At 63.5% G+C, this 23,644-nt stretch carries 40 protein-coding genes and 1 pseudogene; 21 read left to right on the plus strand and 20 right to left on the minus strand.

The window, feature by feature from the left end; translation table 11 throughout:
• Nucleotides 1-41 precede the first annotated feature (41 nt).
• Both G3A50_RS02235 and G3A50_RS22960 read left to right on the plus strand, forming a co-directional pair.
• On the plus strand, nucleotides 42-197 hold the full coding sequence (locus G3A50_RS02235; protein WP_163073707.1) for a hypothetical protein: 156 nt from the start codon (nucleotides 42-44) through the stop codon (nucleotides 195-197).
• The gene (locus G3A50_RS22960) at nucleotides 194-394 is read left to right on the plus strand and encodes a helix-turn-helix domain-containing protein (RefSeq protein WP_163073709.1); all 201 of its coding nucleotides are present in this window, start codon (nucleotides 194-196) and stop codon (nucleotides 392-394) included. Before G3A50_RS02235 ends, G3A50_RS22960 begins: the two co-directional genes overlap by 4 nt.
• On the opposite strand, the gene G3A50_RS02245 is transcribed toward G3A50_RS22960, so the two are convergent.
• The 6 genes from G3A50_RS02245 to G3A50_RS02270 are packed head-to-tail and all read right to left on the minus strand — an operon-like array spanning nucleotide 395 to nucleotide 4,837.
• Nucleotides 395-1,789: a DEAD/DEAH box helicase gene (locus G3A50_RS02245; RefSeq protein ID WP_163073711.1), complete on the minus strand. Its 1,395-nt coding sequence runs from the start codon at nucleotides 1,787-1,789 to the stop codon at nucleotides 395-397.
• Nucleotides 1,786-2,133 (minus strand): HNH endonuclease, encoded by a 348-nt coding sequence (locus G3A50_RS02250; RefSeq protein WP_163073713.1) that lies wholly within the window; start codon nucleotides 2,131-2,133, stop codon nucleotides 1,786-1,788. The genes G3A50_RS02245 and G3A50_RS02250 overlap by 4 nt, the downstream gene beginning before the upstream one ends.
• Entirely contained in the window at nucleotides 2,130-3,560 is a 1,431-nt protein-coding gene (locus G3A50_RS02255; protein ID WP_163073715.1) for a helix-turn-helix domain-containing protein, read from the minus strand. The genes G3A50_RS02250 and G3A50_RS02255 overlap by 4 nt, the downstream gene beginning before the upstream one ends.
• Complete coding sequence (locus G3A50_RS02260) at nucleotides 3,544-4,083, minus strand: helix-turn-helix domain-containing protein (RefSeq protein ID WP_246252052.1); 540 nt, start codon at nucleotides 4,081-4,083, stop codon at nucleotides 3,544-3,546. The genes G3A50_RS02255 and G3A50_RS02260 overlap by 17 nt, the downstream gene beginning before the upstream one ends.
• 20 nt (nucleotides 4,084-4,103) lie before the next feature.
• Nucleotides 4,104-4,598, minus strand: a complete 495-nt coding sequence (locus G3A50_RS02265) for a phage regulatory CII family protein (protein WP_163073717.1) — start codon at nucleotides 4,596-4,598, stop codon at nucleotides 4,104-4,106.
• Nucleotides 4,595-4,837 (minus strand): helix-turn-helix domain-containing protein, encoded by a 243-nt coding sequence (locus G3A50_RS02270; protein ID WP_246252053.1) that lies wholly within the window; start codon nucleotides 4,835-4,837, stop codon nucleotides 4,595-4,597. Before G3A50_RS02270 ends, G3A50_RS02265 begins: the two co-directional genes overlap by 4 nt.
• 93 nt (nucleotides 4,838-4,930) lie before the next feature.
• On the opposite strand from G3A50_RS02270, the gene G3A50_RS02275 reads away from it, so the two are divergent.
• Entirely contained in the window at nucleotides 4,931-5,281 is a 351-nt protein-coding gene (locus G3A50_RS02275) for a helix-turn-helix domain-containing protein (protein ID WP_210255204.1), read from the plus strand.
• A gap of 131 nt (nucleotides 5,282-5,412) precedes the next feature.
• On the opposite strand, the gene G3A50_RS02280 is transcribed toward G3A50_RS02275, so the two are convergent.
• Complete coding sequence (locus G3A50_RS02280; RefSeq protein WP_163073722.1) at nucleotides 5,413-5,919, minus strand: hypothetical protein; 507 nt, start codon at nucleotides 5,917-5,919, stop codon at nucleotides 5,413-5,415.
• Nucleotides 5,920-6,187: 268 nt separating this feature from the next.
• Between G3A50_RS02280 and G3A50_RS02285 the strand changes: the two genes are divergently transcribed.
• The 13 genes from G3A50_RS02285 to G3A50_RS02340 all read left to right on the plus strand — a co-directional run bounded on the left by G3A50_RS02285 (nucleotide 6,188) and on the right by G3A50_RS02340 (nucleotide 12,382).
• Nucleotides 6,188-6,436 carry a hypothetical protein gene (locus tag G3A50_RS02285; protein ID WP_163073723.1) on the plus strand — a complete coding sequence of 83 codons (249 nt, stop codon included), beginning with the start codon at nucleotides 6,188-6,190 and terminating at the stop codon, nucleotides 6,434-6,436.
• A gap of 95 nt (nucleotides 6,437-6,531) precedes the next feature.
• Nucleotides 6,532-7,083, plus strand: a complete 552-nt coding sequence (locus tag G3A50_RS02290; RefSeq protein WP_246252055.1) for a hypothetical protein — start codon at nucleotides 6,532-6,534, stop codon at nucleotides 7,081-7,083.
• Nucleotides 7,084-7,092: 9 nt separating this feature from the next.
• A complete protein-coding gene (locus G3A50_RS02295; protein WP_163073725.1) occupies nucleotides 7,093-7,236 on the plus strand; it encodes a hypothetical protein in 144 nt (47 codons plus the stop codon).
• Between the two features lie 103 nt (nucleotides 7,237-7,339).
• Nucleotides 7,340-7,594 (plus strand): hypothetical protein, encoded by a 255-nt coding sequence (locus G3A50_RS02300; protein ID WP_163073727.1) that lies wholly within the window; start codon nucleotides 7,340-7,342, stop codon nucleotides 7,592-7,594.
• Between the two features lie 52 nt (nucleotides 7,595-7,646).
• On the plus strand, nucleotides 7,647-7,970 hold the full coding sequence (locus G3A50_RS22500; protein WP_425483492.1) for a DUF2312 domain-containing protein: 324 nt from the start codon (nucleotides 7,647-7,649) through the stop codon (nucleotides 7,968-7,970).
• Nucleotides 7,970-8,443: a hypothetical protein gene (locus G3A50_RS02310; protein ID WP_246252057.1), complete on the plus strand. Its 474-nt coding sequence runs from the start codon at nucleotides 7,970-7,972 to the stop codon at nucleotides 8,441-8,443. The genes G3A50_RS22500 and G3A50_RS02310 overlap by 1 nt, the downstream gene beginning before the upstream one ends.
• 4 nt (nucleotides 8,444-8,447) lie before the next feature.
• Complete coding sequence (locus G3A50_RS02315; RefSeq protein WP_163073731.1) at nucleotides 8,448-9,665, plus strand: DNA polymerase III subunit beta; 1,218 nt, start codon at nucleotides 8,448-8,450, stop codon at nucleotides 9,663-9,665.
• Nucleotides 9,662-10,027: a hypothetical protein gene (locus G3A50_RS02320; RefSeq protein ID WP_163073733.1), complete on the plus strand. Its 366-nt coding sequence runs from the start codon at nucleotides 9,662-9,664 to the stop codon at nucleotides 10,025-10,027. The genes G3A50_RS02315 and G3A50_RS02320 overlap by 4 nt, the downstream gene beginning before the upstream one ends.
• Nucleotides 10,021-10,266: a hypothetical protein gene (locus G3A50_RS02325; RefSeq protein WP_163073735.1), complete on the plus strand. Its 246-nt coding sequence runs from the start codon at nucleotides 10,021-10,023 to the stop codon at nucleotides 10,264-10,266. The genes G3A50_RS02320 and G3A50_RS02325 overlap by 7 nt, the downstream gene beginning before the upstream one ends.
• Entirely contained in the window at nucleotides 10,263-10,469 is a 207-nt protein-coding gene (locus tag G3A50_RS02330; RefSeq protein WP_163073737.1) for a hypothetical protein, read from the plus strand. The genes G3A50_RS02325 and G3A50_RS02330 overlap by 4 nt, the downstream gene beginning before the upstream one ends.
• Before the next feature lie 240 nt (nucleotides 10,470-10,709).
• Nucleotides 10,710-10,934 carry a hypothetical protein gene (locus tag G3A50_RS02335; protein WP_163073739.1) on the plus strand — a complete coding sequence of 75 codons (225 nt, stop codon included), beginning with the start codon at nucleotides 10,710-10,712 and terminating at the stop codon, nucleotides 10,932-10,934.
• Between the two features lie 69 nt (nucleotides 10,935-11,003).
• Nucleotides 11,004-11,420 carry an excisionase gene (locus G3A50_RS22505; protein ID WP_246252059.1) on the plus strand — a complete coding sequence of 139 codons (417 nt, stop codon included), beginning with the start codon at nucleotides 11,004-11,006 and terminating at the stop codon, nucleotides 11,418-11,420.
• A gap of 5 nt (nucleotides 11,421-11,425) precedes the next feature.
• Nucleotides 11,426-12,382 (plus strand): site-specific integrase, encoded by a 957-nt coding sequence (locus G3A50_RS02340; protein ID WP_246252061.1) that lies wholly within the window; start codon nucleotides 11,426-11,428, stop codon nucleotides 12,380-12,382.
• A 286-nt stretch (nucleotides 12,383-12,668) separates the two neighbouring features.
• Here the strand turns inward: G3A50_RS02340 and G3A50_RS22965 are convergent.
• From G3A50_RS22965 to G3A50_RS02380, 8 genes and pseudogenes are all read right to left on the minus strand, one after another.
• Nucleotides 12,669-12,752 (minus strand): annotated as a pseudogene (locus tag G3A50_RS22965) (integrase); the annotation flags it as partial.
• An 862-nt stretch (nucleotides 12,753-13,614) separates the two neighbouring features.
• The gene (locus G3A50_RS02350) at nucleotides 13,615-13,827 is read right to left on the minus strand and encodes an XRE family transcriptional regulator (protein ID WP_210255205.1); all 213 of its coding nucleotides are present in this window, start codon (nucleotides 13,825-13,827) and stop codon (nucleotides 13,615-13,617) included.
• A gap of 34 nt (nucleotides 13,828-13,861) precedes the next feature.
• On the minus strand, nucleotides 13,862-14,059 hold the full coding sequence (locus G3A50_RS02355; RefSeq protein ID WP_163073743.1) for a helix-turn-helix transcriptional regulator: 198 nt from the start codon (nucleotides 14,057-14,059) through the stop codon (nucleotides 13,862-13,864).
• A 3-nt stretch (nucleotides 14,060-14,062) separates the two neighbouring features.
• Entirely contained in the window at nucleotides 14,063-14,554 is a 492-nt protein-coding gene (locus tag G3A50_RS02360) for a hypothetical protein (RefSeq protein ID WP_163073745.1), read from the minus strand.
• Nucleotides 14,555-14,630: 76 nt separating this feature from the next.
• Nucleotides 14,631-14,921, minus strand: coding sequence for a hypothetical protein (locus tag G3A50_RS02365; protein WP_246252065.1), 291 nt, complete (start codon nucleotides 14,919-14,921; stop codon nucleotides 14,631-14,633).
• Nucleotides 14,921-15,223 (minus strand): hypothetical protein, encoded by a 303-nt coding sequence (locus G3A50_RS22445; protein WP_210255337.1) that lies wholly within the window; start codon nucleotides 15,221-15,223, stop codon nucleotides 14,921-14,923. The genes G3A50_RS02365 and G3A50_RS22445 overlap by 1 nt, the downstream gene beginning before the upstream one ends.
• Nucleotides 15,220-15,771 (minus strand): hypothetical protein, encoded by a 552-nt coding sequence (locus G3A50_RS02375; protein WP_163073748.1) that lies wholly within the window; start codon nucleotides 15,769-15,771, stop codon nucleotides 15,220-15,222. The genes G3A50_RS22445 and G3A50_RS02375 overlap by 4 nt, the downstream gene beginning before the upstream one ends.
• 40 nt (nucleotides 15,772-15,811) lie before the next feature.
• On the minus strand, nucleotides 15,812-15,970 hold the full coding sequence (locus G3A50_RS02380; protein WP_163073750.1) for an Arc family DNA-binding protein: 159 nt from the start codon (nucleotides 15,968-15,970) through the stop codon (nucleotides 15,812-15,814).
• Between the two features lie 84 nt (nucleotides 15,971-16,054).
• On the opposite strand from G3A50_RS02380, the gene G3A50_RS02385 reads away from it, so the two are divergent.
• From G3A50_RS02385 to G3A50_RS02405, 5 genes are all read left to right on the plus strand, one after another.
• Nucleotides 16,055-16,366: an Arc family DNA-binding protein gene (locus G3A50_RS02385; protein ID WP_163073752.1), complete on the plus strand. Its 312-nt coding sequence runs from the start codon at nucleotides 16,055-16,057 to the stop codon at nucleotides 16,364-16,366.
• Nucleotides 16,367-16,526: 160 nt separating this feature from the next.
• The gene (locus G3A50_RS02390; protein ID WP_163073754.1) at nucleotides 16,527-16,784 is read left to right on the plus strand and encodes a helix-turn-helix domain-containing protein; all 258 of its coding nucleotides are present in this window, start codon (nucleotides 16,527-16,529) and stop codon (nucleotides 16,782-16,784) included.
• Nucleotides 16,781-17,107, plus strand: coding sequence for a hypothetical protein (locus G3A50_RS02395; protein ID WP_163073756.1), 327 nt, complete (start codon nucleotides 16,781-16,783; stop codon nucleotides 17,105-17,107). Before G3A50_RS02390 ends, G3A50_RS02395 begins: the two co-directional genes overlap by 4 nt.
• A gap of 399 nt (nucleotides 17,108-17,506) precedes the next feature.
• Entirely contained in the window at nucleotides 17,507-18,166 is a 660-nt protein-coding gene (locus G3A50_RS02400) for a 3'-5' exonuclease (RefSeq protein ID WP_163073759.1), read from the plus strand.
• Complete coding sequence (locus G3A50_RS02405; protein WP_163073761.1) at nucleotides 18,163-19,158, plus strand: nucleotidyltransferase domain-containing protein; 996 nt, start codon at nucleotides 18,163-18,165, stop codon at nucleotides 19,156-19,158. Before G3A50_RS02400 ends, G3A50_RS02405 begins: the two co-directional genes overlap by 4 nt.
• A 160-nt stretch (nucleotides 19,159-19,318) precedes the next feature.
• Here G3A50_RS02405 and G3A50_RS02410 read toward each other — a convergent pair whose 3' ends face one another.
• From G3A50_RS02410 to G3A50_RS02430, 5 genes are all read right to left on the minus strand, one after another.
• Nucleotides 19,319-20,473: a helix-turn-helix domain-containing protein gene (locus G3A50_RS02410; RefSeq protein WP_163073763.1), complete on the minus strand. Its 1,155-nt coding sequence runs from the start codon at nucleotides 20,471-20,473 to the stop codon at nucleotides 19,319-19,321.
• A gap of 56 nt (nucleotides 20,474-20,529) precedes the next feature.
• Nucleotides 20,530-21,210 carry a hypothetical protein gene (locus G3A50_RS02415; protein WP_163073765.1) on the minus strand — a complete coding sequence of 227 codons (681 nt, stop codon included), beginning with the start codon at nucleotides 21,208-21,210 and terminating at the stop codon, nucleotides 20,530-20,532.
• A 95-nt stretch (nucleotides 21,211-21,305) separates the two neighbouring features.
• Nucleotides 21,306-22,907, minus strand: coding sequence for a terminase large subunit (locus tag G3A50_RS02420; protein WP_163073767.1), 1,602 nt, complete (start codon nucleotides 22,905-22,907; stop codon nucleotides 21,306-21,308).
• Between the two features lie 2 nt (nucleotides 22,908-22,909).
• Complete coding sequence (locus tag G3A50_RS02425) at nucleotides 22,910-23,326, minus strand: phage terminase small subunit P27 family (protein WP_163073768.1); 417 nt, start codon at nucleotides 23,324-23,326, stop codon at nucleotides 22,910-22,912.
• Nucleotides 23,323-23,643 (minus strand): head-tail adaptor protein, encoded by a 321-nt coding sequence (locus tag G3A50_RS02430; RefSeq protein WP_163073770.1) that lies wholly within the window; start codon nucleotides 23,641-23,643, stop codon nucleotides 23,323-23,325. The genes G3A50_RS02425 and G3A50_RS02430 overlap by 4 nt, the downstream gene beginning before the upstream one ends.
• Between the last annotated feature and the right edge of the window lies 1 nt (nucleotide 23,644).

Here is a 23,644-nt window from a genome sequence, read left to right on the forward strand (position 1 = left end):
AATGTCACAGTAAAAAGGATCATCTTCGGAGGAGGCGCGCGATGATCGAGTTCTTCATTGTCAAGGTCCGGGACGGATTCTCGCTGATCGCCGACGGCGAAAAGATCGCCGTCTTCGCCAGTGCCGGAATGGCCGCCGAAATGGCCATCAGGTTTGCGCAGGACACACAGGCGCACAGCTACCGGATCATCTATTGAGCCCGCCGGAGTTCCGGGAATGGCGCCTGCGGCTGGGTTTGACCCAGGCGCAGGCCGCGCGGGCGCTCGGTCTAGCGACGACGTCGGATGGGACGTCGTCAGACGCCGTACGCCACTACGAGAACGGCCGACGCTCGGTTCCGCAGACCGTGGCGATCCTGTGCCAATATATCGAACGTTATGGGCCGCTTGCCTGATCATGCGGCCTCTCCGATCCAGTCGGGAAGTTGCATCCGCAGCGCCGGGGCATAAGCGCCCCGCTCGCGCGTGACCCCACGCACCGCGCGGGAGGAGAAGCCGGCCATGTGCCGCACCATTGCCGCCGCCATACGCTCGGCATCGGCCTCCTTGCGGCGCTGGTTCGCCAACACCGCACCCTCGGCCTCGGCGACCACGAAGTGCACGTTGACGGGCATCGTCTGGCCGAAGCGCCAGAAGCGGCGGATGGACTGGTAGACCTGTTCGAAGCTGTCGGTCAGGCCGACGAAGCCGGTATCGGCGCAGTGCTGCCAGTTCATGCCGAAACCGGCGATCGAGGGCTTGGTCACCAGCACGCGGATGCGGCCCTCGGAGAAGGCGACGAGCTTGCGTTCCTTCTCGTCCGGATCGTCGCTGCCGCGCACCTCGACCGCCCCGGGAATGATGGCTGTCAGCCCCTCGCTCTCGGCGTTCAGGTTGCACCACCACACGCACGGCCGGTCGGCAGGCGTCAGGCTCGCCGCCTTGGCGATCCGCTGCGCGACCGTCTCCCGGCGGGCGGCAAGCCGGTCCTTCAGCGTCACGGCAACCGGGGCGAACAGGCCGAAATCGCCTTCCGCCGCCGGCGCGCTCACCATGTGCTCGAACTGGCGCAGCGGCGGCAGCCGATAGGCGCCATCCTCATATCCGAGGTCGGAGGGCCGGCGCAGCATCACCGCCCAGCTCGCCATCCAGTGCCAGAAGGCATCCTCGGCGTGCCCCTTCAGGCGCCACTGGCGGGTGTCGCCGCCGTCATGGGTGAAGAAGGTGGCGAGCATGTCGGTGTAGCTCATCACGCCGAGAAATTCGGCGTGGTTGCCCAGCTCCATGAAGTCGTTCGGCGCCGGCGTCGCCGTGGCAGCGAGGCGGAAGGGAATGCCCGCGCATTCCTCGATAAGCCGCGTGCGGTAATGCCCGTCCGTGGATTTGAGGATCGAGCTTTCGTCGAGGATGACGCCGGCAAAGCGCGACGTGTCGAAATGGTCGAGCTTCTGGAAATTGGTGATGTTGGTGCCCGGCTCGCATTCGCGGCCGGCGCGCACCACGCGTGCTGCCAGGCCGAACTTCTCCGCCTCGCGCCCGAGCTGGGCAGAGACGGCGAGCGGGGCGAGGTGCAGCACATCGCCGCCGGTCTCGCGGTGCACCGCCTGCGCCCATGCCAGCTCCATCAGGCTCTTTCCGAGCCCGGTTCCGGCAAACAGCGCCGCCCGACCGCGCTTCAGTGCCCAGCCCGTCACCGCCGCCTGGAAGTCGAACAGGCATTCGGGCAGGTCGCGCGGCTCGGGAATGCCACTCGGCGGGTCGAGCAAGGCCTTGCCGGCGAGGAACTGGCGATAGGCGGAAAGATCGCTCACGACACCGCCTCCGCAACGAGGCGTGCGCGGCGACGCGCATAGGCCAGCTTCATGTTGCGCTTCTGGAACACCGGCCGCAGATGCGCCGGATTGCAGCAGCGCCGCGCGGCGCAGACGTGGTCGAGCTGCTCGCCCTTGCGCAGCGGTCGCCCGCCGGAAATCTGCCACACCAGCCGGTGCACCGACTGCGTGACGCCGAGCCATTTGACGCGGCCATAGCCGCCCCCGCGCCCGCTGCCACTGGTGGCTCCCTGCCAAATCCAGCATCCGGTCACGAGGTCCTCGCCGACCATGGCAAGCAATCGCGGAGGAAGATTGGTGCGGGTAAAGACCTGTCCGCTCATATCCCGCCCCCGATCGTCCGGCGAAGGCTCGCCACTTCCGCGCGCAGGTCAGGGTCGCGTGCCACCAGCCCGGCTACCTTGCGCACCGCATGCAGCACCGTCGTGTGGTCGCGCCCGCCGAACAGCCGCCCGATCTCCGGCAGCGAGCGCAGCGTCATTTCCTTGGTCAGGTACATCGCCACCTGGCGCGGTCGCACCACATTGGCGGTGCGCCGCTGCGACAGGAGATCCTCATGCGAGACGCGGTAGTGCCGGATCACGGCGCGCTGTACATCCGCAATCCGCACCTGCTTCCCGATGGTCTCGCGCATCAGCCCCGCCAGCAGGGTGCGCGCGTCATCCACCTGCGGAAGCGCCCCTTCCAGCCGCACCTGCGCGGCGATCCGGTTCACCGCGCCCTCGAGCTGGCGCCCCTCATGGCCGCAATGCTCGGCGATGAAGCCGGAGATCGCGGCGCGCGCGTCATGGTCGGCATCGGGAGCGACATGGAGCAGACGCACATCGACATAGGCAAGCCGCAACTCCCGCTCCATCGGCGTGATCTCCGCAACCAGCGCTCCCCCGAGGCGCGAGAGCAGGCTGTCGTCATATCCTTCCAGCTCCGCCGGCTCGCAGTCGGCGGCGAGTGCGCTCGCCATCCCCGCGTCCAGTCGCGCGCGCATCAAGGCGGCGAATTCCCGTCGCGCCAGCGCTCCGGTGATCAGCCGCACATCGTCGATCAGCACGAGCGGCGCCGCGCGCAGCGCGTGGAGCGCGTCCGGCCTGCCCTGCTTCGCCGCCTCCGCCACGGCCATCGTGAACGAAGAGGCGGTGAGATAGACCGCCTCGCCCCCCGCCGCCCGCACCATCGCGGCGCACCCCTGAAGGAGATGGCTCTTGCCGAGCCCCGTGCCGCCATGGAGGTAGAGCGGCGCCAGGGGCGCACCTCGCGCCAGGTCGAATATCGCCGCGCGGGCAAGCGCATTGCTCCCTCCCGCAATATGAGCGCCGAGATGCATGCGCGGATCTAGAGGCGCGCCGATCCCCGCCATCATCTCCGGCACCATGGGCGCCACGGGCACGACGGATGGGACAAGGGCCGCCCCATAGGGGGGTGATGGCGGCGGCACAGGTTCGGGGGCGGCATGCACAGCCCGCGCGCGCGCGTCCCGCAGCATGATCGCTGATCCCGCGATGCCAATCTCCTCGCGCCATCGCGCGGCAAGCCATTTCCCATAGCGCCGCTCCACCCACCGGCGCAGGAAGGGTGTCGGTGTACTGAGATGGACGACGCCGTCCACCACCCGCTCAAAGCGCACCGTGTGGCACCAGATCTCGAAGTCTTCCGCCCCGATCGCGGCGCGCAGCTCCTCACGGATCCGTGCCCACAAGGTCTCCATCCCGTCATCATCAGAGCGGGTGTCCATGGCCTCACTTATCGGCGTCATCAAAATCACCTCGTGATATCAGGGTGTTACAGCGGGTGTTTCCCGTGACGCCGGCCGTCTCGGCCTGCAAAGAGCCCAGCGGGCGCGGCGCGGCGGGCGCGGTGTAGTCCTGCGGAAGCCGCCCGATATAGGCGGCAAGCCGCGCCAACGAATCGAAGCTCAGGCAATGCCCGTTCTCGCAGCGCGAAACCGTGGCCAGCGACACCCCGGCGATGGCGGCGCAGCGCCGGGCGGAATGCCCGCGTCCCTCGCGCACCATACGCAGCCCGGCCCCGAGCGAGGCCCAGCACACCGGCCCGCGCGGGGCTATGCCGGGCGGGGTGGAAATAGACACCGGCGTCACCCCGACCGCATGACAAATCGCCATGTGCGCGTCGGCACCCACCGGGCGCCCGGCCGCCGCATTGCGCCATATCCGGCGATCGATGCGCGAGGCCGCGCACAGCACATCGAGATCGGCGGGCGAAAGCCTGAAGGTCGCAAGCCGCGCGGCAAGGCGCAGGCGACGTGCAAGGGCGGTCATGGCGGTGTCCTCCATGCTCATCACCGGGCCTTTTCGGAAAGCCGGGAATAGAGGTTGGACACCGCCACCAGGACGTCGCGCACCAGGGGCAGCGCGTCGCGTGCCTCGTGGGGCGTAATCGCCACTCCGCCCTCGGACGCGGGCGCGACGGCGGCGAATATCCTCGCCACCACCTCGGCCATTTCCTGCATCGCTTCGGCTGTCAGTACCGCCGCAGGCTCATTGTCGGGAGGCATGGGGATGAACACCCCGCCCGCGCATAGCGCCAGATGCTCCGCCCCCGCCGTGCAGCCGAACTGCCGGGTCAGCTGCACCACGCGGGCATAGGAGATTTCAGAGCCGCTCTTCTCCGGGTCCAGCTGGGCGCGCAGCGTCCAGTGCGACACGCCGAGGAAGTCGGCGGCGACGGCGAGCCCCTCGGAGGCCGCGCCCTTGGCTCCATGGGCCTCGCCGATGGCATCGAACAGGCGGTCGAGCGCGTCATGCGCGCTTCCTGGAAGCGGGCGCTTGGTCATCCCAACACCTCATGATGATTGGCATTTCCCGGCGCCGGAGGCGGCGGCAGGATGGTGGGCATGAAGTCCGTCGCCGTTACCGCTCCATTCGTTGCAACCTGAATTGCCGCAACAGTCGCCAAGCTCGGTGTCGCGCGGCCGGTACGGAGGCGAGTAACAAACGAACGTTCTCGACCGATCCGCTCTGCGAACGCGGCATCGGTCAGCTCATTTGCGGCGAGATAATTGGCAAGGTTCATACGCGATAAAGTGCATGTCATGCACTGTGCATGTCAAGCACAACGTGCACCCCATGCCGTCGCTACGCGACCTGTAACGCGAGACAATGCGACATGGCACCGATCCCAAAACCCAAGCGCCAGCGACAACGCCACTTCATCAAGCAGTGGCGCATAAACGCCAACCTCACCCAACAAAGGGCGGCGGATCGAATCGGCATGTCGCGGGAGAACTATGGACGGATCGAAAATGGAAAAGTGCCATACGATCAGGACTTCCTCGAGGAAGCAGCAAAGGCCTTCAACTGCTCTCCTGCCGATCTGATCATGCGCGATCCGAGCGCCCCTAATGCACCATGGTCAATTTGGGAAACGCTCAAGCCAGACCAGCAAGAAGAGGCGCTCGATTTCATTCGATTTATTCAATCGCGTGGCAAAAAGGCCAATGATGACAAGGCGGCCTAACTTCGGATACATGCATCATGAGCGAAGAAAAGAAGAAAGATCCTCCTCCACCTCCACCTCCGCCGGCGCCAACCCAGCACCAGCGCAGCGAGTGCCAGGTAGAGCTCGATCAGAAGCAAGCACAACGTCGTTCAGGTCGCTAGTAGAGCATAGAGCAGACTAAACATCACGGTAGAGATAGCTGCCGCTGGAGCGGCAGCTATCCCACACGCGCGGGCGCGACCGAGCCAGTCGCTCAATTCTCGATTGATCTCGTCATTGTCATGGTCTGTCGCAATCATCCCGGCGGTGTATGCCTTGATGATGCCATCCTCCCCGATACCATGATCAATGGTCCATTGCCAGAACGCGCTTTCCCGCCCTGGCAAAGTGATTTTAGATGTGGCGAGGATGCGGTAACAGCAAAGCCCGCCGAGCATAAAGGCGATACCTGGACCTATCAGGGATGCCGCAAAGAGTTTTGCCGACATCGAAGCTGCCGCCATTGCGGCAGCGGCGCCTGAAATACATGCCACGCTAAGCATCGAATACGTCCCAAGCAATGCGACTGCCTGCTGATCCTGCGAACGAAGTAGTTCGATCACGGCTTGGCGGCGTGCGCGCATATCGTCCAGAGCGAGTTGGGAAATGGATGTCATGGCAGATCCTCGTAGTGGCGTCTTGTGGCGATAGGCGCAATCTCTGCGCATGATGCCTTGATGCGTCGTCTGTCGCACCGGCGATTTGATGAGGTCGGCGCCGCAACTTCTGCTGCTGATACGCGGAAGATGCACCGGCCGCCGATTCGTCCTCGCAATGCAAGTGATCGATGATACATCGGCGAGTGTGCATGAGATACACTTTTCTCGTTGACAGATAAGTGCATCCCATGCACATCTTAACCCATCAACCAGATGGGAGCCCCTCATGCAGACCTCACCGACCCGAAACCGCACCGGCCGCGCGGGCAAGGCCCGCGCCATTGACGCTATCGCCGCCGCGCATGAGCGCGAGGTCGAGCGTCTCGCCCGCGACATCGAATCCATTCAGTCCGCCAGCGGCAGCGTGAAGGATGAGGATCTCCTCACCCTCGGCTGGTCGCTGCCAAAGATCGCCGAGCTCGCCCCCGACGCGCTGAAGCGCGTGCGCGGCCGTGCCCTGCGCGAAATGAACTGATCCCCCTCCCGACCCCTGGCGCGCCTCCCCCTGGCGCCAGGAACTGACCGGAGCGGGCATCCGCCGCGCCCGCTCCGGCTCTTCTCCCGCCTGCGATGGAGGACGCCATGCCGTTTCGCCTTCCCGCTTTCCTGCGCCGTCCGCTGCTGCGGGCCTGCTTCTCGGTGATGAACAGCCGCCGGCCGGATATGGTGATTGGCGGCACGGAGCGGCCCTATATGCGCCGCTGGTGGCTTCTGCCGAGAAACCGCTGGTTCAACGTCTACCTGCACCATTTCCTGCGCGATGATGATGACCGCGCGCTCCACGATCATCCCTGGCATTCGCTTTCCGTGCTGCTGTCGGGGCAGTTGATCAAGACCTTTGCGCCGATCCCGGCCTTGGCCGCCTGTCCGGCGCATCAGCGCGCGCGCTCCCACGCGGCCGGCGCCATTGTCTGGCGCGGCTGCCGGTTCGCGCATCGCCTCGCGCTGCCGCTGGGTAGCGATCTGGAGCCGCGGCCCGCCGTCACCCTCTTCATCATCGGCCCGCGGGTGCGTGAATGGGGTTTCTGGTGCCCTTCATCCTCGCCCGCCGGCGGCTGGCGGCCCTGGCGCAAATTCGTGGCGCCGGATGACCCCGGCGCCGTTGGCCCCGGCTGCGAGTGAGGGTGGGCCATGGCGATCCTCTTCACCGCCCTCCTGCTCATTGCGAACTCGGTTCTCGCCCTGTGCGCCGGCCCTCGCCCTCTCGCCGTGGCGCATGCCTTCGCCTCCGGCGCCCTGGCGATGATCCTTTTTGTCCTGGTCACGGAGATCTGAGCATGTTGCGCGTTCTGCTCCACGAGGCCGCCACGCTTTGCGCCCTCGGCCTGTTCATCGCCGCCCTGAATGTGTGGGCCGGCGCAATCTCATGGGTGCTGCGATGAGCGGCGCCATCCTGCTCGGCTTTCTGCTTGGCGCCGTCACCACCCTGCTTTTGGTCGGCATTGCCAGCGAATGCGCGCTCCGCCGCCGGCGCGAGCAGCGCGATGCCACGATGGACCGCATGCGCGGGGCACTGGCCTCCATCATTTCCACCTGCGGGCGCGACGGCGATGGCGAGGCCAGCGAGCGCATCCGGCACATCGCCACCAGCGGGCTGTATCCGCCGTCTGGGGAGGAATGGGATCGTGGCTAAGCGTTCCGATACCGACCGTTGGGGCAAGGCCGGCCGCCGCGCGGCCGAGGTCGTGGACGGCCCCTCCGCCCCGCCTACCAACGAGCCGATTTCCGAGGCCGCCGCCGGCTTCGCCAGCGAGCAGTTGCGGGCCTTCGTCGAGCGCATCGAGCGTCTCGAGGAAGAGAAGAAGTCGATCGCCGACGACATCAGGGATGTCTTCGCCGAGGCAAAGGGCAACGGCTTCGACACCAAGGCCCTGCGCGAGATCCTGCGCCGACGGAAGGCCGATCCCGACCAGCTCGCCGAGCATGAGGCGATCGGCGGCACCTACATGCACGCGCTCGGGATGATCGACTTCGACGACACGCCGCTCGGCCAGGTCGGGAGGGCATGATGGTCACCGAACACGACCAAAATCACGAGGACCACGACGACCACGTTGCCGCATGGGCGGCGTGGCTGGTCGAGATGGACTTCGACGCGACGGCCGCCGTGATCATCGGCGACGTCATCGCCGACATCCGCGCCGGCAGGGATGTCGACCTGCGCGCCGCGCTGGAAGATCTGGACGGTGCCGCTGAAGAGGCGGGCGACGACCAGGCGCGCGAAGACTATGCGATCGACTTCGATTGCCCCCCCATCTTCGAAGCCATCCTTGGCGAAGCGCGCGACCTTCTGCGGGTCGGGGAGCGCAAGGAGGCAGTCCGCCGGCTTCTCCTGCTGATCAACCCGAAATGGCCGAGCGAAGGCGCCTGCCAGGCTGCCTATCTCGGCGTGATGGCGGACCAGCGCGCCCGTCACGAAAGCATCGCCGCCTTTCTCGGCGACTTCATCAACACGCCGCTTGGCGCCACGCTCCTGAGGTAGCCCCATGAAACTGATCGTCGAGCGCACCCACCTGCTCGCCGCGCTGAAGGCCGTCGGCCATCTCGCGGATCGCAAGGCCGCCATCCTCGCGGTGCAGAATATCCGCCTGCGCACGCAGGGCGATACTCTGTTCGTCGCCGCGACCAATCTCGACGCCTATGCCGAGGCGGAGATCCCTGCCGAGGTCGAGCGGCAGGGTTGCGTCGCCTTTGCCGCCGATGTCCTGCAGCGCATGGTGCAGAACTTCGCGGAAGGCGCGCAGGTCCGCGTTGACGTCGGCGAGACGACGGCGACGATCCGTGCCGGCCGCAGCCGCTACCAGCCCCCGGTGCTTCAGGGCGACGACTTCCCCGCCATATTCGAGACCAGGGGGGAGCCGGCGCGCTTCACGCTGATGCCGGAGGAGGTGCTGCGCCTTTTCTCGCTCATCAAGCCCGCCGCCGCCAAGGGCATGAAGGACCGGCCTTACCTTGAGGGCGTCTATCTCCACGCCTCGGATGACGAGGCCATGCTATGGGGCGTGGCCGGCAGCGGCTATGTGCTGCTCGCCGCCGATATTCCGCTGCCGGAGGGCGCCGCCGGGCTGCCGAAACGGATCGACCCGACCGAGGATGATCCGCGCCAGCAGGCCCGCGGCGTCATGGTGCCGCTGGAGTCGGTCGATCATCTGCTGCGCATGGGTGGTTCCGGGATCGAGATCGAGACCGACGCCAACGTGCTGTGCGCCCGCACCCCGCCGGGAGGCGCCGTGAAGGTCAGCTATGCCACACGGCTGATCGAGAACCGCTATCCACCCTATGAGCGGGTTGTTCCCCCGCTCCACGGGCCGCGCATCACAGTTGAGGCCGGCGCCTTCGTCGCCGCCGTCAGGCGCCTTGCCGACATGGCCGGCGACGACGACCGCGCCGTCGCCATCGAATGGGGCGAGGAGGGCGACCTGTCGCTCTGGCTCGACGACCACGCCGCCGGCACCTATGGCGAGGAGACGCTGGAGATCGGCGAGCGCGAGGGTGTTGCCCGTGTCGGCATCAAGAGCGGCTTCATCATGAAGGCCGTCGAGGCGGTCGGACGCGGCCGGCTGGAGATCTGGTGCGCCGGCGAGAAGGCCGCGACCCGCTTTCGCAACCTCGACGATCCCGAACTCATTGCCGTCGCCTCGCCCCGCGTCCTCACCCGCCGCCCGCACCACGGCCCGGTCTTCGAGACGGAGGACGCGGCATGAAACTTTACGCTGTGCGTTTGATGGATACGTGCGAGGCGGTCGGCGTTTTCTGGGCGCCCGACGTCGACGAACTATGGGTCATGGTGGACGCCGCAGCGGACCCCGGCCAGTGTGAGTTTTGCCTTCTCAAGGGGATCGCTGCAATCCTCTGGGAGGGAAGGACCGAAGCGCGTTTCGGTAAGGCAGCTCCCGACGATGAAGAGGGTCTGTCCTCAATATTGGAAGATGCCACTCTCGAATGGTCGCTCGGTGACATGGTGTGGGATGAAGGCGCTCGATGGAAGCGCCTTCCGCTTTTCGATGAGCCTGGTGGCGGCTTCGATATCATCAAACGGGAGAGAAAGGACCGGCGGTCATGCTGATCAAGCACATCGCCGGCGCCACCCGAACCATCGGTAAATGCCAGGGCTATATGGGCCTACCGCTCCGCGACGAGCCGATCCACTGCACCGTCAACGGCCCCGCTACGCCAAGCATGGTGACCGCATGGGAGCCGACACCAGACGAGATCGCCCGCATCAATGCCGGCGCGCCTGTCCTGCTGCGCGTGCTCGGTACCCAGCATCCCTCTGTCATGATCGAGGTCGGAGATGCGCCATGACACTCGCCATTGAACTCGGCTGGTGGATAGCGCCAGCGGCAATCACGGCGATCAGCTACGTCGTCGCGTTCTGGTCCATCCCGGAGCCCCAACCTTCATCGTTCCTCCCCGACCTTGGCCCGGCGATCACGGGTTTCATCAACCTGTCGGTAGCCACGATCATCTCGCTGGTCGCGTGGCTTGTCTGGAGTCTCCTGTCATGACCACGCACGATACGACGTCCGCTTCGGTCGAGCCTGCCTCTGGAGAAACCATTCAGGCCACACAGATCACCATGGGGCATGGCTTGGTCGATGTAGGTGACATCAGCCACCCGCGCCGCTCTCGCCAACGGAGACACCAATGCTGACACCTGAGCGCATTACCGGCGTGGCGATCATGGACGACAAGGGGCGCCCCGGCGCGCAACTGGTAGTAACGCTCTATTCGGAGGATCTATGGTGATGACCCTCACCCCCTCACAGCGCGACGAAGTGGTCGAGGCGATGGCGCGGACGATGGTCACGAGTGTCTCGTGGTCGTCGTTCTGGTCGCATGAAGATGCCAGGAAATTGTGCCGGTGCGCCCTAGCCTCCGCCCTGCCGCTGATCGAGCGGGCGGTGATGGAGGAGGCGGCGGCTGAAATGGACCGGCGGCGAGAGGCGGCGAACGGACAGTGCTCGCCGTGATCACCTACAGCAACGCAGCGCATGCCATCCGCGCCCTGATCGACCAGCCCGCGAGCGCGGGAGGCCGGGATGGGTGATCCGATGCGCCCTGAGCCCACCGACCCGATCCGCTTGTCGGTGGCGGCCACTCTGGCCTTTCCGGACGGCAGCATGAAGGTGGCCGGCTTGCGGCGCGAGGCCGAGCGCGGCAATCTCGCCATCATGCGCATCGCTGGTAAGGACTACACCACCCTCGCCGCTATCCGGGAGATGATCGACAAATGCCGCGTCCCGCCAAAGGAGCGCGCCTCTGGCTCCGGCCGGCCCGCCGAAGCGATGGCCGGATCACACACGCCGCGACATGGATCATCCTCGACAGTGGACACCAGTACCCCACTGGCATCGGCGCGTCTGATCGTGAATCAGCTGAGAGGGCGCTCGCCGAGCACATCGCCCAAAAATACCAGCCGCCGCGGCGCGGTCGTGACCTCGATCAAGTCCCCATAGGGGACGTGATCGCCATCTATCTGCGCGACCGCGCGGCACACCAGGCAAACCAGAGAACGCTCGCCGAGCGCAGCGACCGCCTGCTGGACTGGTGGGGCAACAAGACCCTTGCCGATGTATCAGCCACCAGCTGCCGGGAATATGCCGCCTCGCGCGGCGGTGCCGGCGGCGCCCGCCGCGATCTCGAGGATCTGCGCGCCGCCATTCACTATCATGGGCGGGAGGGCTTCCACCGTGGAGAGGTCCGTGTGGTGCTTCCAGAGAAGGGCCCCGCCCGCGAGCGCTGGCTCACCCGCGACGAGGCCGCCCGCCTGCTCTGGGCATGCTGGCGCGCGCAGGAGAAACAGCGCCGCTCACACAAGGGCCTGCCGGGCGAGGCGCTACCTACCCGCAAATACACCATGCGCCACCTGGCGCGCTTCATTCTGATCGGCCTCTACACTGGCACCCGCGCCGGTGCCATCGCCTCGGCCAGCTGGGCAGCCGCCTCCGGTCGGTCCTATATCGATGTCGAGCGCGGCGTCTTCTACCGCCTGCCGCAGGGCGCCAAGGCCACGCGCAAGCGCCAGCCCCCGGTGCCGATCCCCGATCGCCTGCTCGCCCATATCCGGAGATGGAAGGACATGGGCATCTCGCGCGAATACCCGGTCGAATATCACGGCCAGCCGGTCAAGTCGGTAAAGGTGGCGATGGCCCGCGCGGTGAAACTCGCCGGACTCGACGGCAGGATCACGCCGCATACGCTGCGTCACACCGCCGCGACATGGTTGATGCAATCCGGCGTGCCGATGTGGGATGCAGCCGGCTTCCTCGGCATGTCGGTTGCCGTGCTCGAAAAGACCTACGGGCACCACCACCCCGACCACATGAAAGCCGCGAGCCGGGCGCTAAGCATTGGCGCCAATAAAACGCCAATGAAACCCATGAACCAAAAGAGAACATCCCCCACCGGAGCCGCTTAGTTCTGCACGGTTTCATGCGGTTTTGCTGCGGCAGAAACACGCTCATAACGGTCTGGTTGCAGGTTCGAGTCCTGCCGGGCCCACCAAATCCGCCGATGGGCTTTGATTTCTCATTGGTTTTCGCTCGTTTCGTCCCATCGGGGATTTTAGCGGCCGAAAGTGGGACACTCTTTCGGGCCGTCTGCGCGTCCAGCCGGGCGAAAGCGTTGCTCGCCATCAGCTTGCGCTGTGCCTTCCGAACATAGATTTCGGCGGTTTCGAGCTTCGACCAGCCGAACACGGCGCACAGCTCGGAAGCCGTCGCGCCGCTCTCGGCGAGAATCGTCGCTGCCGCCTTCCGCACGCCATGTGCCGAGCAATGCGGCAGGCCGGCCTCATTGCACCAGTCGCGGAATCGGTTGCCGAAGCTCTCCTTGGTGTAGGGCCGCCGTGCGCCGAGACGATAAAGGAGAGGTCACCCGTCGGCGTGGCGGCGATGACCGCCTGAAGCTCCGCCCGCACCGGGATCTCGATCCGCACCGCGCGGCGACGGCGGTTCTTTTCCTGCACGAACGAGAAGTAACCGCCGACAATATGCTGCGGGCCGAGCGCGTAGATATCGCCACGCCGGCCGCCCGTGTGCAGGAGCAGCGCCAGCGCCAGGCGGGCCTGAGAGCCGATCGGGTGCGCCTTCTCGAACTGGCGCACCTCGTCGGGCGTCCAGGCATGGAAGCCCTCGGACGAGGTGTTGATCTTCGTCACACCCGTCGCCGGGTTCGCCGCAATCAGGCGTTCCCGCTCGCACCAGGCAAAGAAGGCCTTGAGGTATTTCACCAGCTTGTCCGCTGCGCCGGGACGCTCCCTGCGCTTGTCGCGGCTCTTTTCAATGTCCTCGCGCCGGAATGCCGCCAACGGCAGAGGGCCGGCGTTCACGGCGTAGCGGTCGAGCACACTGCGCTTGTCGCGCTGCGTCGCCGCCTCGTGCCCCTTGAACAGCGGCGAGGCGTAGTAGCGCGTCAGCGCGTACTGAAAGCTGCCCTCGGCCACCCGTTGCAGCTTGGGGCGGCCCTGCTCCTCCTCGACACCCCGAATGGCGCGAAAGTACGCGCTCATGAATGCATCCGACAGGGTGCCGTCTTCGTTCAGCCTCGCCCGAATCCGCACCTTCTTGCGACCGGGCACGCGCACGTACCAGCGCACATTGCCGCGCTTGTCGGTGTCTTCCACCAGATAGCGGAGCTTTACCGGCGCCATCACAGCACCATCTCGTCGAGCGGGTTATGGGTCATCACCCCGTCCCGCAGCGCCAGCCAATGCTCTCGAATCTGCTCGGTATCCCACAGCATCAGCCCATCGATCTTGCGGCCCTTCGGCATACGCCCGTCGCTCACCCACTTGTCGAAGGTCGAGGCCGACACACTCAGGCTCGCCGCCGCCTCCTCGCGCCGGAGCGCGAAGCGGGGCAACGTCTGTTCCCTGAGCGAGCGCGCCGTCACTGCTTTACCCTTTCCGGTCGTGCTTCAGGTCGTCCAGTTCCTTGCGATTGATCACAAGGGGCGAGGTCCTGCCGCCGGAGAAGGCCTTCTTCACCGGCAGCTTTCCGTTTGCGGCGAGCCGCGAGACGGTGCGGGGCGAGCAGCCCAACTCGTGCGCGATGGCCTTGGCGCCGCGGATGATCGGCGGATTGTTGCCGCTCATGCGTCAATCCTCGATGCCGATGGGGCCAATAACCCGCTCTTCGTCCTCTTCACGAAGACGGGCGCTGATGCGTTCGCGGATCAGTTTGAGATTCCACTTCCTCTCGGAGAGGACTTCACGCCCGCCCAGAAGCACCGCGCCGCGGTCCAAGGCACCGCTCTGACGCCATGCGGACGTGAGAGGCTGGCCCTCGAAAACCACGTAAACAATGTGGTCGAGCTTCATCCATTCCTCGCCCACCAGGGGCATTTCCTGAAAATAGGTCAGCAATCGGCACGCCGCCGCCCCGGCATGCCGGGGCGTAATGCCCTCGTCCAGCAGCCGGCCGTAGATAAAGAGCACGACGAGATCGACGAGGCCGAACGAGCGCGCGCGGCCAGCCACCGTTTCGGGCGCACAGGTGTAAAGTCCGGACGCAACAGCTTCGTTGAACCGCTGACGATCGATACGGGCAATTTCGGCGGCAAGGGCGGTAGTGGCACGGAGCTTGAGCATGAGCATGGTCCTATTGATATTACCAGTGGTAAATTCGATAGGTATCACACCTAATGGACTTTGCAATAGCTTCTTCCTAGTTGCTCACCAAGAAGTCGCCCTTCCCCACGGCGTCGTCGAAAAAGTGCCGTGCCGAATAGCCGTGAGGATGGGCGCCGAGGGCGCCGCCAACTGAGTAGCTATGGAACGACGCGTCACCGCTGATGTGCCAATCCGGGTGCAGCTCCCATAAAGCCGAGCGGATCTCATCCATTGCCGCGGCAATCCGCTCCTGAGGTGTCGCGCGCGCCGGTGCTACGGGGAGCGTCGCCGCCGGTGTCGCGAGCAGGACCGGGCCGGCGCCGAGAAGGAGAGAGCGGCGGTTCATCACGGCACCACCTCTCCTATGGAAGTAGGACCCCAGCCCCGGAAAAACCTATCCAGGTCACCGGGACCACAGTCCTCCCAGTCCAACTCGCAATCGAGGCTGCCCAGGGAGCTGCCGCCGGCGAAGCGGGAAGGATTGCCATCCTCCCAGCCGAGGGTGGGCTCTTCGTCGCCGCAGTCCTCGAGGTCGGGATCGGTGTCGAGCTGGTCGAGAATGTCCATCAGCGCCTCGATGGTGCGCTCGGCCCGCTCGCGCAGGCGCTGGCGCTCCACCATCACGAACTCGCGTGCGTGCGTATTCATACGCGTGCCTCCCCAGCGAGAGAGGCGATCTCGCGCAGGAACTGGACATAGCAGAGCACTTCCCAGTCCATGTCCTCGTCGGCCACGCTGTCATGGCTGCCCGTCGCGAAGCTCTCGAAGAGAACCACCCGCGCCTTGACGTACAGGCCATGGATGCCTCGGGCGGGAAGCTGCCGGATGCGTCCAGCGACTTCGGTCACCTTATCGCTCGCCGCATCGTTGGCCGCCGTCGCCTCTGCGCAGCCATTGGCGTTCGAAACCTGGCAATAGCGCTCCCAGACGCTGGTTGCCTTTCCGGCAAACGCCAAGGCCTCCGTCCGGGTAACGCTTTCAAAGTCCGACCAGCGGCGCCAGAGAGGCAGCCATTCTGAGTAGAGCCGATCGAACTCGGCGCCGAGACGGATCAGTTCGGCGTCGGGGGATGTCTCGTCACCCAGCGCGGCCGCGCCGAGCGGCACAGCCGCGGCGAGCCCGCTGATGGCGATGGTACGCATCGCCTGGCGCCGGCTGGTGACGCACTTCTCCCGTTCGCGTTCATGGGTGCCCATGCGCGTGCTCCTCATTCAGGCAGATTGAAGAACGGCGACGTCAGTCGCCTATTGATTTACCCGCGCGAGCCATCCGCTCGCGGATCGAACGGACAATCTCCCACGTGCGGGAGGAGCCGTTGACCCGGGCCTGCCCGTCGAGCCAATCCTTCAGCTCGATCGGCAGTCGGACGACCACTTGGGGATCCTGTCGTGACATTCTGGCCTCCCGACCAATGTATTACCGTGATATGTATCACCGTGGTTTATTGCGCGCAATAGCACGGTGATATATTTCCTCGCCATGGCGAGAAATGACCCTCAGTTCAATCTTCGGATTCCCGCTGAGTTGAAGCAGCGGATCGAGGCGCAGGCCGAGCGCTACGGCATCAGCACGACCGCGGCGATCGTGGGCGCGCTCGATGAGCAGTTCCCTGCGATCATTACGACCGAGGATGTCTTCGCCCTGCTGCGGGCGGTGGAGGACTTCCAACGCAAGCATCCTGAGCGTCCGATGCCCTACGACGTCTATCGAAGCCTGGCAGATTGGCTTCACCATCGAGAGATGGAGCTCGACCTGCCGCGCACACCCGCCAAGGGACATATGTTGAAGTAGGCTCATTGAGCTGATCCAACGCGCCCAGTACGGCTGGGGACGCACTTCTCCCGTTCGCGAACATGGGTGTCCATGCGCGTGCTCCTGTGATAGAAATTCGTTGACCATCAACGAATAACGTTGATCGGCGGAGAATGTCAACGGTTTTCGTGGATTATAAATGGAAAGCGCCAACTCTGCGATAACGCCCGCGCAGTCGCGGGCCGCCAGGGGCCTCCTAGACTGGTCTCAGTCGGCGCTTGCTCAGGCCTCGAACCTCAGCGAAAGCACCGTTCGCGATTTTGAGAAGGGCCGCAGGTCGCCGACGGTGAACAATCTTGCCGCAATTCAGCACGCTCTCGAAGCTGCGGGCGTCATCTTCGTCGCCGAGAACGGCGAAGGGCCGGGGGTGAGGTTGAGGAAGGAGCGAACGGCATGAGCAACTTTGCGGCACCGGTCAACGTCAGCCCGGAAGAAATCGAGCAAGACCGTATCGAGCGACTCGCCGCTGAGGCCGAAGATCGAGAGTCGACACCCGAGGAACTGATCGCAGATTTCGCGCCCGGCACTTTTGGCTGTCATGAGGCGCTGCACACGGCCTCCATCGTCATGAACTTGGTGGACGAACGGCTGTGCGAACACCCGGCGATCCTCGCCAATCCCGACTGGTACCGCCTCGCAAGCGAGGCGCACATGGCATTGTACAACCTTTATCAGGCAATCGGCGCGCGTCACATCGGCGACGAGGTGCAAGAGGCCTGACACCCGAAACAGGCGAGGCGATCAGAAACGTTTTGGAGACTGTGGGGGCCGTCTTCGTCGCCAAACCCGCGACTGGCCGCCAAGAGGGTGAGGGAGGGCGCCACGTGACAGTCACCGGGAAGATGCTCATCGCCTTGGAGGCACCTAGGTCGCGGCGGCAAGCAGCCCTAGAGCGAATGGCTGTGGCCGTTTCGCCATATTGCGAACCACGAGTGATCCATGCACAACAGCGCTAGAATTTAACCGCGCTGGAGCGGCGAGCGCTACGGAATCGCAGTACGTTGGAAAACTGCATGCGACCCGCGCTCGACCGTAACGGCCGTTCAGGAAGGGGCGGCTTCGAGGCCTGTGCCACCTGCTCGCGATTATAATCCGGCTGCTGAACGAAAGGCCTATAAGATGAACTTCGCGATCCCCGCAAGCGGATTTGCTTCGGTCACCTCGATTGAGAGCGGAGACTCCTATAAGGGGACAGGCAGCACTGTGGACGCCTATTTTTCAGCCGACGTCGAGACCGACGGTCCGATCCCCGGTCCGTTTTCAATCCTGTCGTTTGCTCTCGTATATGCGGGAACGTTCGACGGGGAAAAATTTCAGCGGCCCTATTCATACGACCAGACTTTCTATCGGGAATTAAAGCCCATTTCGGACAATTTCCAGCCCGAAGCCCTTCGTGTGAACGGCTTGGACCGGGATGTGCTTCGCCAGAATGGTGCGAGTCCAGAACAGGCAATGTCTGATGCAAATCATTGGGTCCGCCAGATAGCTGGGCATGCAAGGCCGGTGCTAGTGGCATATCCTCTTAGCTTCGACTGGGCTTGGCTATATTGGTATTTTGTTCAATTTTCTCGTCTCGGCTCTCCTTTTGGTTATTCCCGGTGCTTTGATATCAAGACCGCAGTGGCCGTTAAAGCTGGCATTCCCATTTCAGAAGCGAGCAGATCCCGACTGCCTATGCATTTGACTTCAAAGCATGTCCACACTCACAATGCGCTTGATGATGCCATTGAGCAGGCTGAAGTCTTTGCCAATGTGTTCGAGTGGGGCGGGGAAAGATGACCATCTTCGATGAACGTCGAGAGGATACAAGACAACGAATTGAGAAGCTGCAGGGATTGCTCACAGAAGATGGCGCCAGAATTAAAGGCGCCGCCTGCGTCTACGCCACGGGCTCATTTGGGCGTGGCGAAACCGATAAGAACAGCGACCTCGATCTCTTTATCGTGAGTAAGAATAAGATATCAAATCAGAAGGACGAAGCCCGAGAAAGTCGCCTTAAGCGACTAGATGAGATTCGCCTTCAGGCCAGCTTGATAAACGCAACAAGCGAATTAGACATGCCCGAATTTGACGGCGACGGGCGATATCTCATACACTATACGTTAGCCGATCTTAAAGGGAAGCTCGGAACGCCTGACGATGATGCTGTAAATACCTTTACTGCCCGCCTCCTCCTTCTTCTTGAAAGCAAGCCTCTTCTTGGATCTGATGTATATTCAGATATTGTAGATGAAATAATCGGAGCTTATTGGCAGGATTTTCCTGACCATCAGCATGAATTCCTGCCTGCATTTTTGGCAAATGATATTCTGCGGCTTTGGAGAACACTGTGCGTAAACTATGAAGTTCGAACATCACGAACGCCAGAAGAAAAAAATATTAAAAGACGACAGAAAAATTACACACTTAAGCATAGCCGACTTTTAACGTGCTATTCAGCGCTACTATACCTTCTTTCCATTTATTCTGATGCTAGCACAGTAAGCCCTGAAAACGCGAAGGAAATGGTGAGTCTTTCGCCCACTGAACGTCTTGAGCGAATACTAAAGACGCCCAAATTCTCTGATTCATTTTCCTCCATTAATAATATCCTTCAGAAATATGACGAATTCTTGCGCGTCAAAAGCGATGCCGATGGATTTCATGCGATGTTCGTTGGAGAGGCCGCCAAGGATCACATGACTGCCGCCCGCGAGATCGCGGGTCATTTTTTCAAGGCAATCGAAGCGATTGGGCAGGGAAATCGACTTCATCAGCTATTGCTGGTTTAGAGCGGCTTCAGCGCCTAATCGGGCTCATATCTAGGCTCGGCGAAGAAGCTCGCGACTTGCCGCCACGTGAGTCGATCAATGAAGCAGCCATCAGCGGCCGAAAATTTCCGTTTATCTGGCCGCCTCGCCGCCTCTTCAGTTTTTGATGCGCCAAATGCGGCTAAAGAGGCCTTGCTTTCCGAGAAAGCGGAAGAGAAATGACATTTCCCGCCGAATCGAACCAATGGTTCGGAAGCGATGCGAGATCCTCAATGTCGCGAGCGGAAATAACGAACTCGGTCTCAAGCAAATCCTGCCTCGATCTGATGCCGTCCTCAACTAGATCAATGATGGCACGCGCCATTAGCTTCGGTTTGTCACGGGGCCAGTCACGGTCGAGAGGCTCGCCGCGGTTCCAACCCTTAAAGCTATAGTGCTTATAAAGCTGCGTAGCTGATGCTTTATCGATCAGATCTAGATCGTTGCACCGCATGATCATAGCCTTCACCGAGCAGCGCCACCTCTCCTTCAATGCAAGAAGCCCTGCCAATGTCGGGTGACGGACTTCCACCGCAAAGCTAGTCGCGGGCATCAAAAACGCGCTCGCAAGCCGAAAAGCCTGGCTTTCGATCCGATCGAAATCCTGCTCAAACTGCTCTTGCGTAAGATGCCTATGTAGGATCGCATGCGCCATCTCGTGCGCGGCATCCATCTGAGATCGAAAGAACGATTCCTTATCGCGCGCCAGCAAAACATAGGGGCGCTGATCTGACTCAGACCAATTGCAAACGCCATCGAGCCGACCGGAATCGGCAACGTCGTAGACAACCACAAACCCATGCATCTCGAGCACGGAGATCATGCTGGTGATTGGTCCAGTCCCGAGGTTCCAGTGCGTCCGCAAATCAATTGCGATCGCTTCAATATCCTCGTTATCCAGAGAGGCATAACTCCGGCCGCGAAGAAAATCAGGCACGTCATACGTCGGAAATTCATAATAGTGCTGAAGCACAAGCGAAATGTCCTGCGCCCAACGCAACCTTGCTCGCTCCCGAGCTTGAACCGCGGGCTCCACTGATTTGCGGGCACGGAGGAAAAAGGCACCACCGCCATGATCCGGCATTGGGCGCAGAAAATAACTCCGGCGGACATTTAGGGCACGCGCGAGCGCATCCAGGGCCTCCGGCTCGGGCGTGACTTCGCCGGTTTCCCAACGAGAGATTGTGCTGGACGGCTTGCCGATCAAATTGCCAAGGGCAAGCTGCCTATTGAGGCTGCGTGCCTCCCTCGCTTCTACGAGGCGGCGCGCGATGAAGCCAGGAGTTCCGGGGCGCATAGAATCCCTCCAGCCCCCGAGGCAGCTGCGTCGGGGGCACTACGCGATACAAATGATCAGCCGTGCTTCTTATCGTCGTCCGGCAAAATCTCTTCGGGAGGCTGATAGGCGCCGGCCCGCTTGCGCACAAGGGGCGGATCTGCGACCGGCACCGGTGGCGGGGCATACCGGGCCAGCACCTTTTCGAGAGCCTCATAGAATACAAAATTGTCATGCCGATGATCGACGATAGCGACGGCAATTTCGCCGATACCGTCGGGCTGCCGGCGATCCGGGCAGACGAGGAGGAAGACCGCGACAGAGCTGATGAACTCCCGCACCGCCGCGGGAGAGAAGAGATCGGCCGTAGCGGTCACAACGCGATTGAGGCGCTCTACGAGCTTCTTGCGAGACTTGTTCGCCGCCGGCAGCGTAGACGGAACCGAAATGGATGCACGAACAACAACCGCGCGCCCCACCTTGGCGTGCGCCTGATGGACGAAAAGATCCGTGCCCTCGATCGTACCCCGCTCCGCCGCGGAAAAGCCGCCGGAACCAGCAGCACGGAGCAGCCCTTTCTCGATCAAAGCAGTGCGGATCTGGCCCACAACACGGGAACGATCGCGATCGGTAACATCGAGGTCAGCCCCCTTGGCCAACGCCAGCCGACCCGCTGCACGAGCAGCTTCGTCAAATTCACGAAGGAACGTTTCCGTCAACTCGCTGACGATAAACTCACCCATATCCACGTCGGCCATGGAATCAACTCCAAATCCCGTTATGTGGGAATATGGTCGTATTTCTCTCCACAATCAACCTCTCCTTTCACCTGGTGATTTGGGTGGGAACACCGCTACAACACCATCATCTCTGGCGACCACTCGTCGCTCTCGTAGATGCTGGCGCCGCCCTCGGCGCTGGCGCGGGCAACCGCCATGGCGCAGGCCACGGCGCCGTCGATGCGGTCGCGGCTCTTGCCCTTGTGGAACACGCGATTGCCGGCGGTGTCGGTGTGAACGGCGATATTGTCGAAGCACCAGCGCAGCACCGGATGGCCGCCATGGGTGAACTGGCGCCCGACAATGGCGCGTTCCAGCTCCTTCACCGCCGGCGCCATCGTTACCCAGCCCTGCCGCATCTCGACGGCCGGTAGCCCATCGTCGAGCAGGTTATTCAGCACGTTGCGGGCGAGGTGCGGATCGAAGGCGATCTCCTGCACGTTGAAGCGGGCGCAGAGGTCGCGGATCGTGTCTTCCACAGTGCGGAAGTCGACGACGTTGCCGGGCGTGGGAATGATGAAGCCCTGTTCCGCCCAGGTCGGATACGGCACGCCGTCCCGGTCGGCGCGGGCGCGCAGGTTGTCCTCGGGACAGAAGAACCAGGGATGGACGACGTACCCTCCCGCCTCGTCCCGCCAGGCGCCGACGACGGCGGTCAGGTCGTGATTGCTGGAGAGGTCGACGCCGAGCCAGCAAGGCGCGCCTTCCGACGCATCAAGATCCACCGGGGCGGCGCCGGCGTCGTACACGTCCATATCGACGAACGGATCGGCGGAGTGATCGAGCCAGATATTGAGGTTGAGCTGGCGAAAGGCCTCGCGGTCGCCGATGCGCCGCTGCCCTTCGCGAGCAAGCTGGCGCAGTCCTTCAAGGTCGGGATAGCCATAGGCAAGGCCGGGGTTCACCCGATGCCACACGGCTTCGTCCGTCCAGTCGCAATCGCGCTCCGCCTCGAACAGGATGGGCAGGATCGAGGGATCGTCGACCTCGCCACGGGCGACGCGGCGCGCATCCTCGACGATGTCCCAGGCGACGTTCTCCTGCCCCCGGCCGGCCGTGGTGGCTACGACTAGGAGCGAACCCTTCTGTTTCACCAGGCCGGAGCGCAGCACGTCCCATAGCTCGCGCTTGGGCCAGGCGTGCAGTTCGTCCGCCAGCACGAAGGCGGGCGTGCGCCCGTGCTGCGTCCCGGCATCGGCCGAGATCGCCTCATAGAACGATCCGTCACGCGGGAAGGTCAGGCGGTTGCGATAGTCGACGACACGGGTATTCGCTGCCGCCTGCGGTACGGTACGCACGATGCCGAGCGCCTCGGCATAGGCGAGCCGCGCCTGCTTACGGTCGGCCGCGGCCGAGATCACCTCGCCGCCCGGAACCCGTTCCGGCCCGATAGTGTGCAGCAGCGCCAGCGCCGCCGCGAGCGCGGTCTTGCGGTTGCCGCGGGGCAGCAGCAGCACCACGGTCTTGACGATGCGGGTGCCGTCCGCGTGGCGTGGACCATAGATCGCCCGCACAATCCGCTCCTGCCACGGGTCGAGCTTGAACGGCCGGCCGGGCAAGGTGCTCTTGGGATGGCGCAGCATGCTCAGCCAGCGTACCGCCCGCTCGCCCCGCCCCATCGGGTCAGCAATCTCGCTATCGTCGAAGATCCAGTCGGGATAGGTCGAGCGCGCCATGGTCAGAATTCCATGTCGAACAGACCGGGGCCCATGCCTTGGCCGGTATCCGAGCGCGCGGCCGGCCGCGAGCGGCTGACCGGCGTCAACCCCAGCTCACCGGCCAGCAGCCGCGCCTGAGTCATCGCATCGGAGCGTATAGCGACGGCCGGATGCTTCTTCGGCCCCGTCTTCGATTGGTAGGTCATGCCCTCCGCTGTGATGATGCGGCTTGCCTCCGCCGCCTGTCCGATGGCGACGCAGTAGTTCACCAGGCTGGCGATGTCGGTCACGGTCAGCGTGCGCCGCTCATCGATCAGTATGGGTGCCACACGGTTCCACTCGGCAACCGCGTCTTCTGACAACCAGTCCGGCGGATCAAGCGGCTCGCGCACCGGCGAGGAGCCGGAAACGATCAGGTAGGGTTTAGCGCCCCTCATGGCCCGACCTTCGTACAGCGCAGTTCAAGCCCACGCCGCCGGCCGATCTCATCCGCGCCGACGACCTCGAAAGCGGCGCCCTCGTAGAGGACGCGGTCAAAAACCCCTATCCCAGCGATAAACCGGCCGCGGAAAACGATGACTTCCTTTTCTTCAAATCCAGCAGCCAGGACGACAGGAGCCGCCTCTCCCTCGATCTTCTGCGCCCACATCGTTGCAAAATCGCGCCACTCGAGGATCTCATTGCCTGCCCCGTCGTCACCGATCCGTACCGATCGCTGAACGATGATCACACGATCAAGTGCGCCTGCCCTCATG

Origin of the sequence: Ancylobacter pratisalsi (assembly GCF_010669125.1) — a bacterium.
Taxonomy (GTDB): Bacteria; Pseudomonadota; Alphaproteobacteria; order Rhizobiales; family Xanthobacteraceae; genus Ancylobacter; species Ancylobacter pratisalsi.

Coding starts and splice junctions, on each gene's coding strand:
- G3A50_RS02265 (WP_163073717.1), bottom strand. CDS start 4,598: ATGACCAAGCGCCCGCTTCCAGGAAGCGCGCATGACGCGCTCGACCGC.
- G3A50_RS02410 (WP_163073763.1), bottom strand. CDS start 20,473: ATGCGCCCCGGAACTCCTGGCTTCATCGCGCGCCGCCTCGTAGAAGCG.
- G3A50_RS02295 (WP_163073725.1), top strand. CDS start 7,093: ATGGCGATCCTCTTCACCGCCCTCCTGCTCATTGCGAACTCGGTTCTC.
- G3A50_RS02255 (WP_163073715.1), bottom strand. CDS start 3,560: ATGACGCCGATAAGTGAGGCCATGGACACCCGCTCTGATGATGACGGG.
- G3A50_RS02290 (WP_246252055.1), top strand. CDS start 6,532: ATGGAGGACGCCATGCCGTTTCGCCTTCCCGCTTTCCTGCGCCGTCCG.
- G3A50_RS02390 (WP_163073754.1), top strand. CDS start 16,527: ATGGAAAGCGCCAACTCTGCGATAACGCCCGCGCAGTCGCGGGCCGCC.
- G3A50_RS02375 (WP_163073748.1), bottom strand. CDS start 15,771: ATGGGCACCCATGAACGCGAACGGGAGAAGTGCGTCACCAGCCGGCGC.
- G3A50_RS02270 (WP_246252053.1), bottom strand. CDS start 4,837: ATGAACCTTGCCAATTATCTCGCCGCAAATGAGCTGACCGATGCCGCG.
- G3A50_RS02325 (WP_163073735.1), top strand. CDS start 10,021: ATGCTGATCAAGCACATCGCCGGCGCCACCCGAACCATCGGTAAATGC.
- G3A50_RS02365 (WP_246252065.1), bottom strand. CDS start 14,921: ATGAACCGCCGCTCTCTCCTTCTCGGCGCCGGCCCGGTCCTGCTCGCG.
- G3A50_RS22505 (WP_246252059.1), top strand. CDS start 11,004: ATGGGTGATCCGATGCGCCCTGAGCCCACCGACCCGATCCGCTTGTCG.
- G3A50_RS02395 (WP_163073756.1), top strand. CDS start 16,781: ATGAGCAACTTTGCGGCACCGGTCAACGTCAGCCCGGAAGAAATCGAG.
- G3A50_RS02250 (WP_163073713.1), bottom strand. CDS start 2,133: ATGAGCGGACAGGTCTTTACCCGCACCAATCTTCCTCCGCGATTGCTT.
- G3A50_RS02335 (WP_163073739.1), top strand. CDS start 10,710: ATGACCCTCACCCCCTCACAGCGCGACGAAGTGGTCGAGGCGATGGCG.
- G3A50_RS02430 (WP_163073770.1), bottom strand. CDS start 23,643: ATGAGGGCAGGCGCACTTGATCGTGTGATCATCGTTCAGCGATCGGTA.
- G3A50_RS02235 (WP_163073707.1), top strand. CDS start 42: ATGATCGAGTTCTTCATTGTCAAGGTCCGGGACGGATTCTCGCTGATC.
- G3A50_RS02300 (WP_163073727.1), top strand. CDS start 7,340: ATGAGCGGCGCCATCCTGCTCGGCTTTCTGCTTGGCGCCGTCACCACC.
- G3A50_RS02385 (WP_163073752.1), top strand. CDS start 16,055: ATGGCGAGAAATGACCCTCAGTTCAATCTTCGGATTCCCGCTGAGTTG.
- G3A50_RS02320 (WP_163073733.1), top strand. CDS start 9,662: ATGAAACTTTACGCTGTGCGTTTGATGGATACGTGCGAGGCGGTCGGC.
- G3A50_RS02260 (WP_246252052.1), bottom strand. CDS start 4,083: ATGACCGCCCTTGCACGTCGCCTGCGCCTTGCCGCGCGGCTTGCGACC.
- G3A50_RS02330 (WP_163073737.1), top strand. CDS start 10,263: ATGACACTCGCCATTGAACTCGGCTGGTGGATAGCGCCAGCGGCAATC.
- G3A50_RS02280 (WP_163073722.1), bottom strand. CDS start 5,919: ATGACATCCATTTCCCAACTCGCTCTGGACGATATGCGCGCACGCCGC.
- G3A50_RS02400 (WP_163073759.1), top strand. CDS start 17,507: ATGAACTTCGCGATCCCCGCAAGCGGATTTGCTTCGGTCACCTCGATT.
- G3A50_RS02420 (WP_163073767.1), bottom strand. CDS start 22,907: ATGGCGCGCTCGACCTATCCCGACTGGATCTTCGACGATAGCGAGATT.
- G3A50_RS02360 (WP_163073745.1), bottom strand. CDS start 14,554: ATGCTCAAGCTCCGTGCCACTACCGCCCTTGCCGCCGAAATTGCCCGT.
- G3A50_RS02425 (WP_163073768.1), bottom strand. CDS start 23,326: ATGAGGGGCGCTAAACCCTACCTGATCGTTTCCGGCTCCTCGCCGGTG.
- G3A50_RS02310 (WP_246252057.1), top strand. CDS start 7,970: ATGGTCACCGAACACGACCAAAATCACGAGGACCACGACGACCACGTT.
- G3A50_RS02355 (WP_163073743.1), bottom strand. CDS start 14,059: ATGAGCGGCAACAATCCGCCGATCATCCGCGGCGCCAAGGCCATCGCG.
- G3A50_RS22445 (WP_210255337.1), bottom strand. CDS start 15,223: ATGAATACGCACGCACGCGAGTTCGTGATGGTGGAGCGCCAGCGCCTG.
- G3A50_RS02405 (WP_163073761.1), top strand. CDS start 18,163: ATGACCATCTTCGATGAACGTCGAGAGGATACAAGACAACGAATTGAG.
- G3A50_RS02315 (WP_163073731.1), top strand. CDS start 8,448: ATGAAACTGATCGTCGAGCGCACCCACCTGCTCGCCGCGCTGAAGGCC.
- G3A50_RS02275 (WP_210255204.1), top strand. CDS start 4,931: ATGGCACCGATCCCAAAACCCAAGCGCCAGCGACAACGCCACTTCATC.
- G3A50_RS02285 (WP_163073723.1), top strand. CDS start 6,188: ATGCAGACCTCACCGACCCGAAACCGCACCGGCCGCGCGGGCAAGGCC.
- G3A50_RS02415 (WP_163073765.1), bottom strand. CDS start 21,210: ATGGCCGACGTGGATATGGGTGAGTTTATCGTCAGCGAGTTGACGGAA.
- G3A50_RS02380 (WP_163073750.1), bottom strand. CDS start 15,970: ATGTCACGACAGGATCCCCAAGTGGTCGTCCGACTGCCGATCGAGCTG.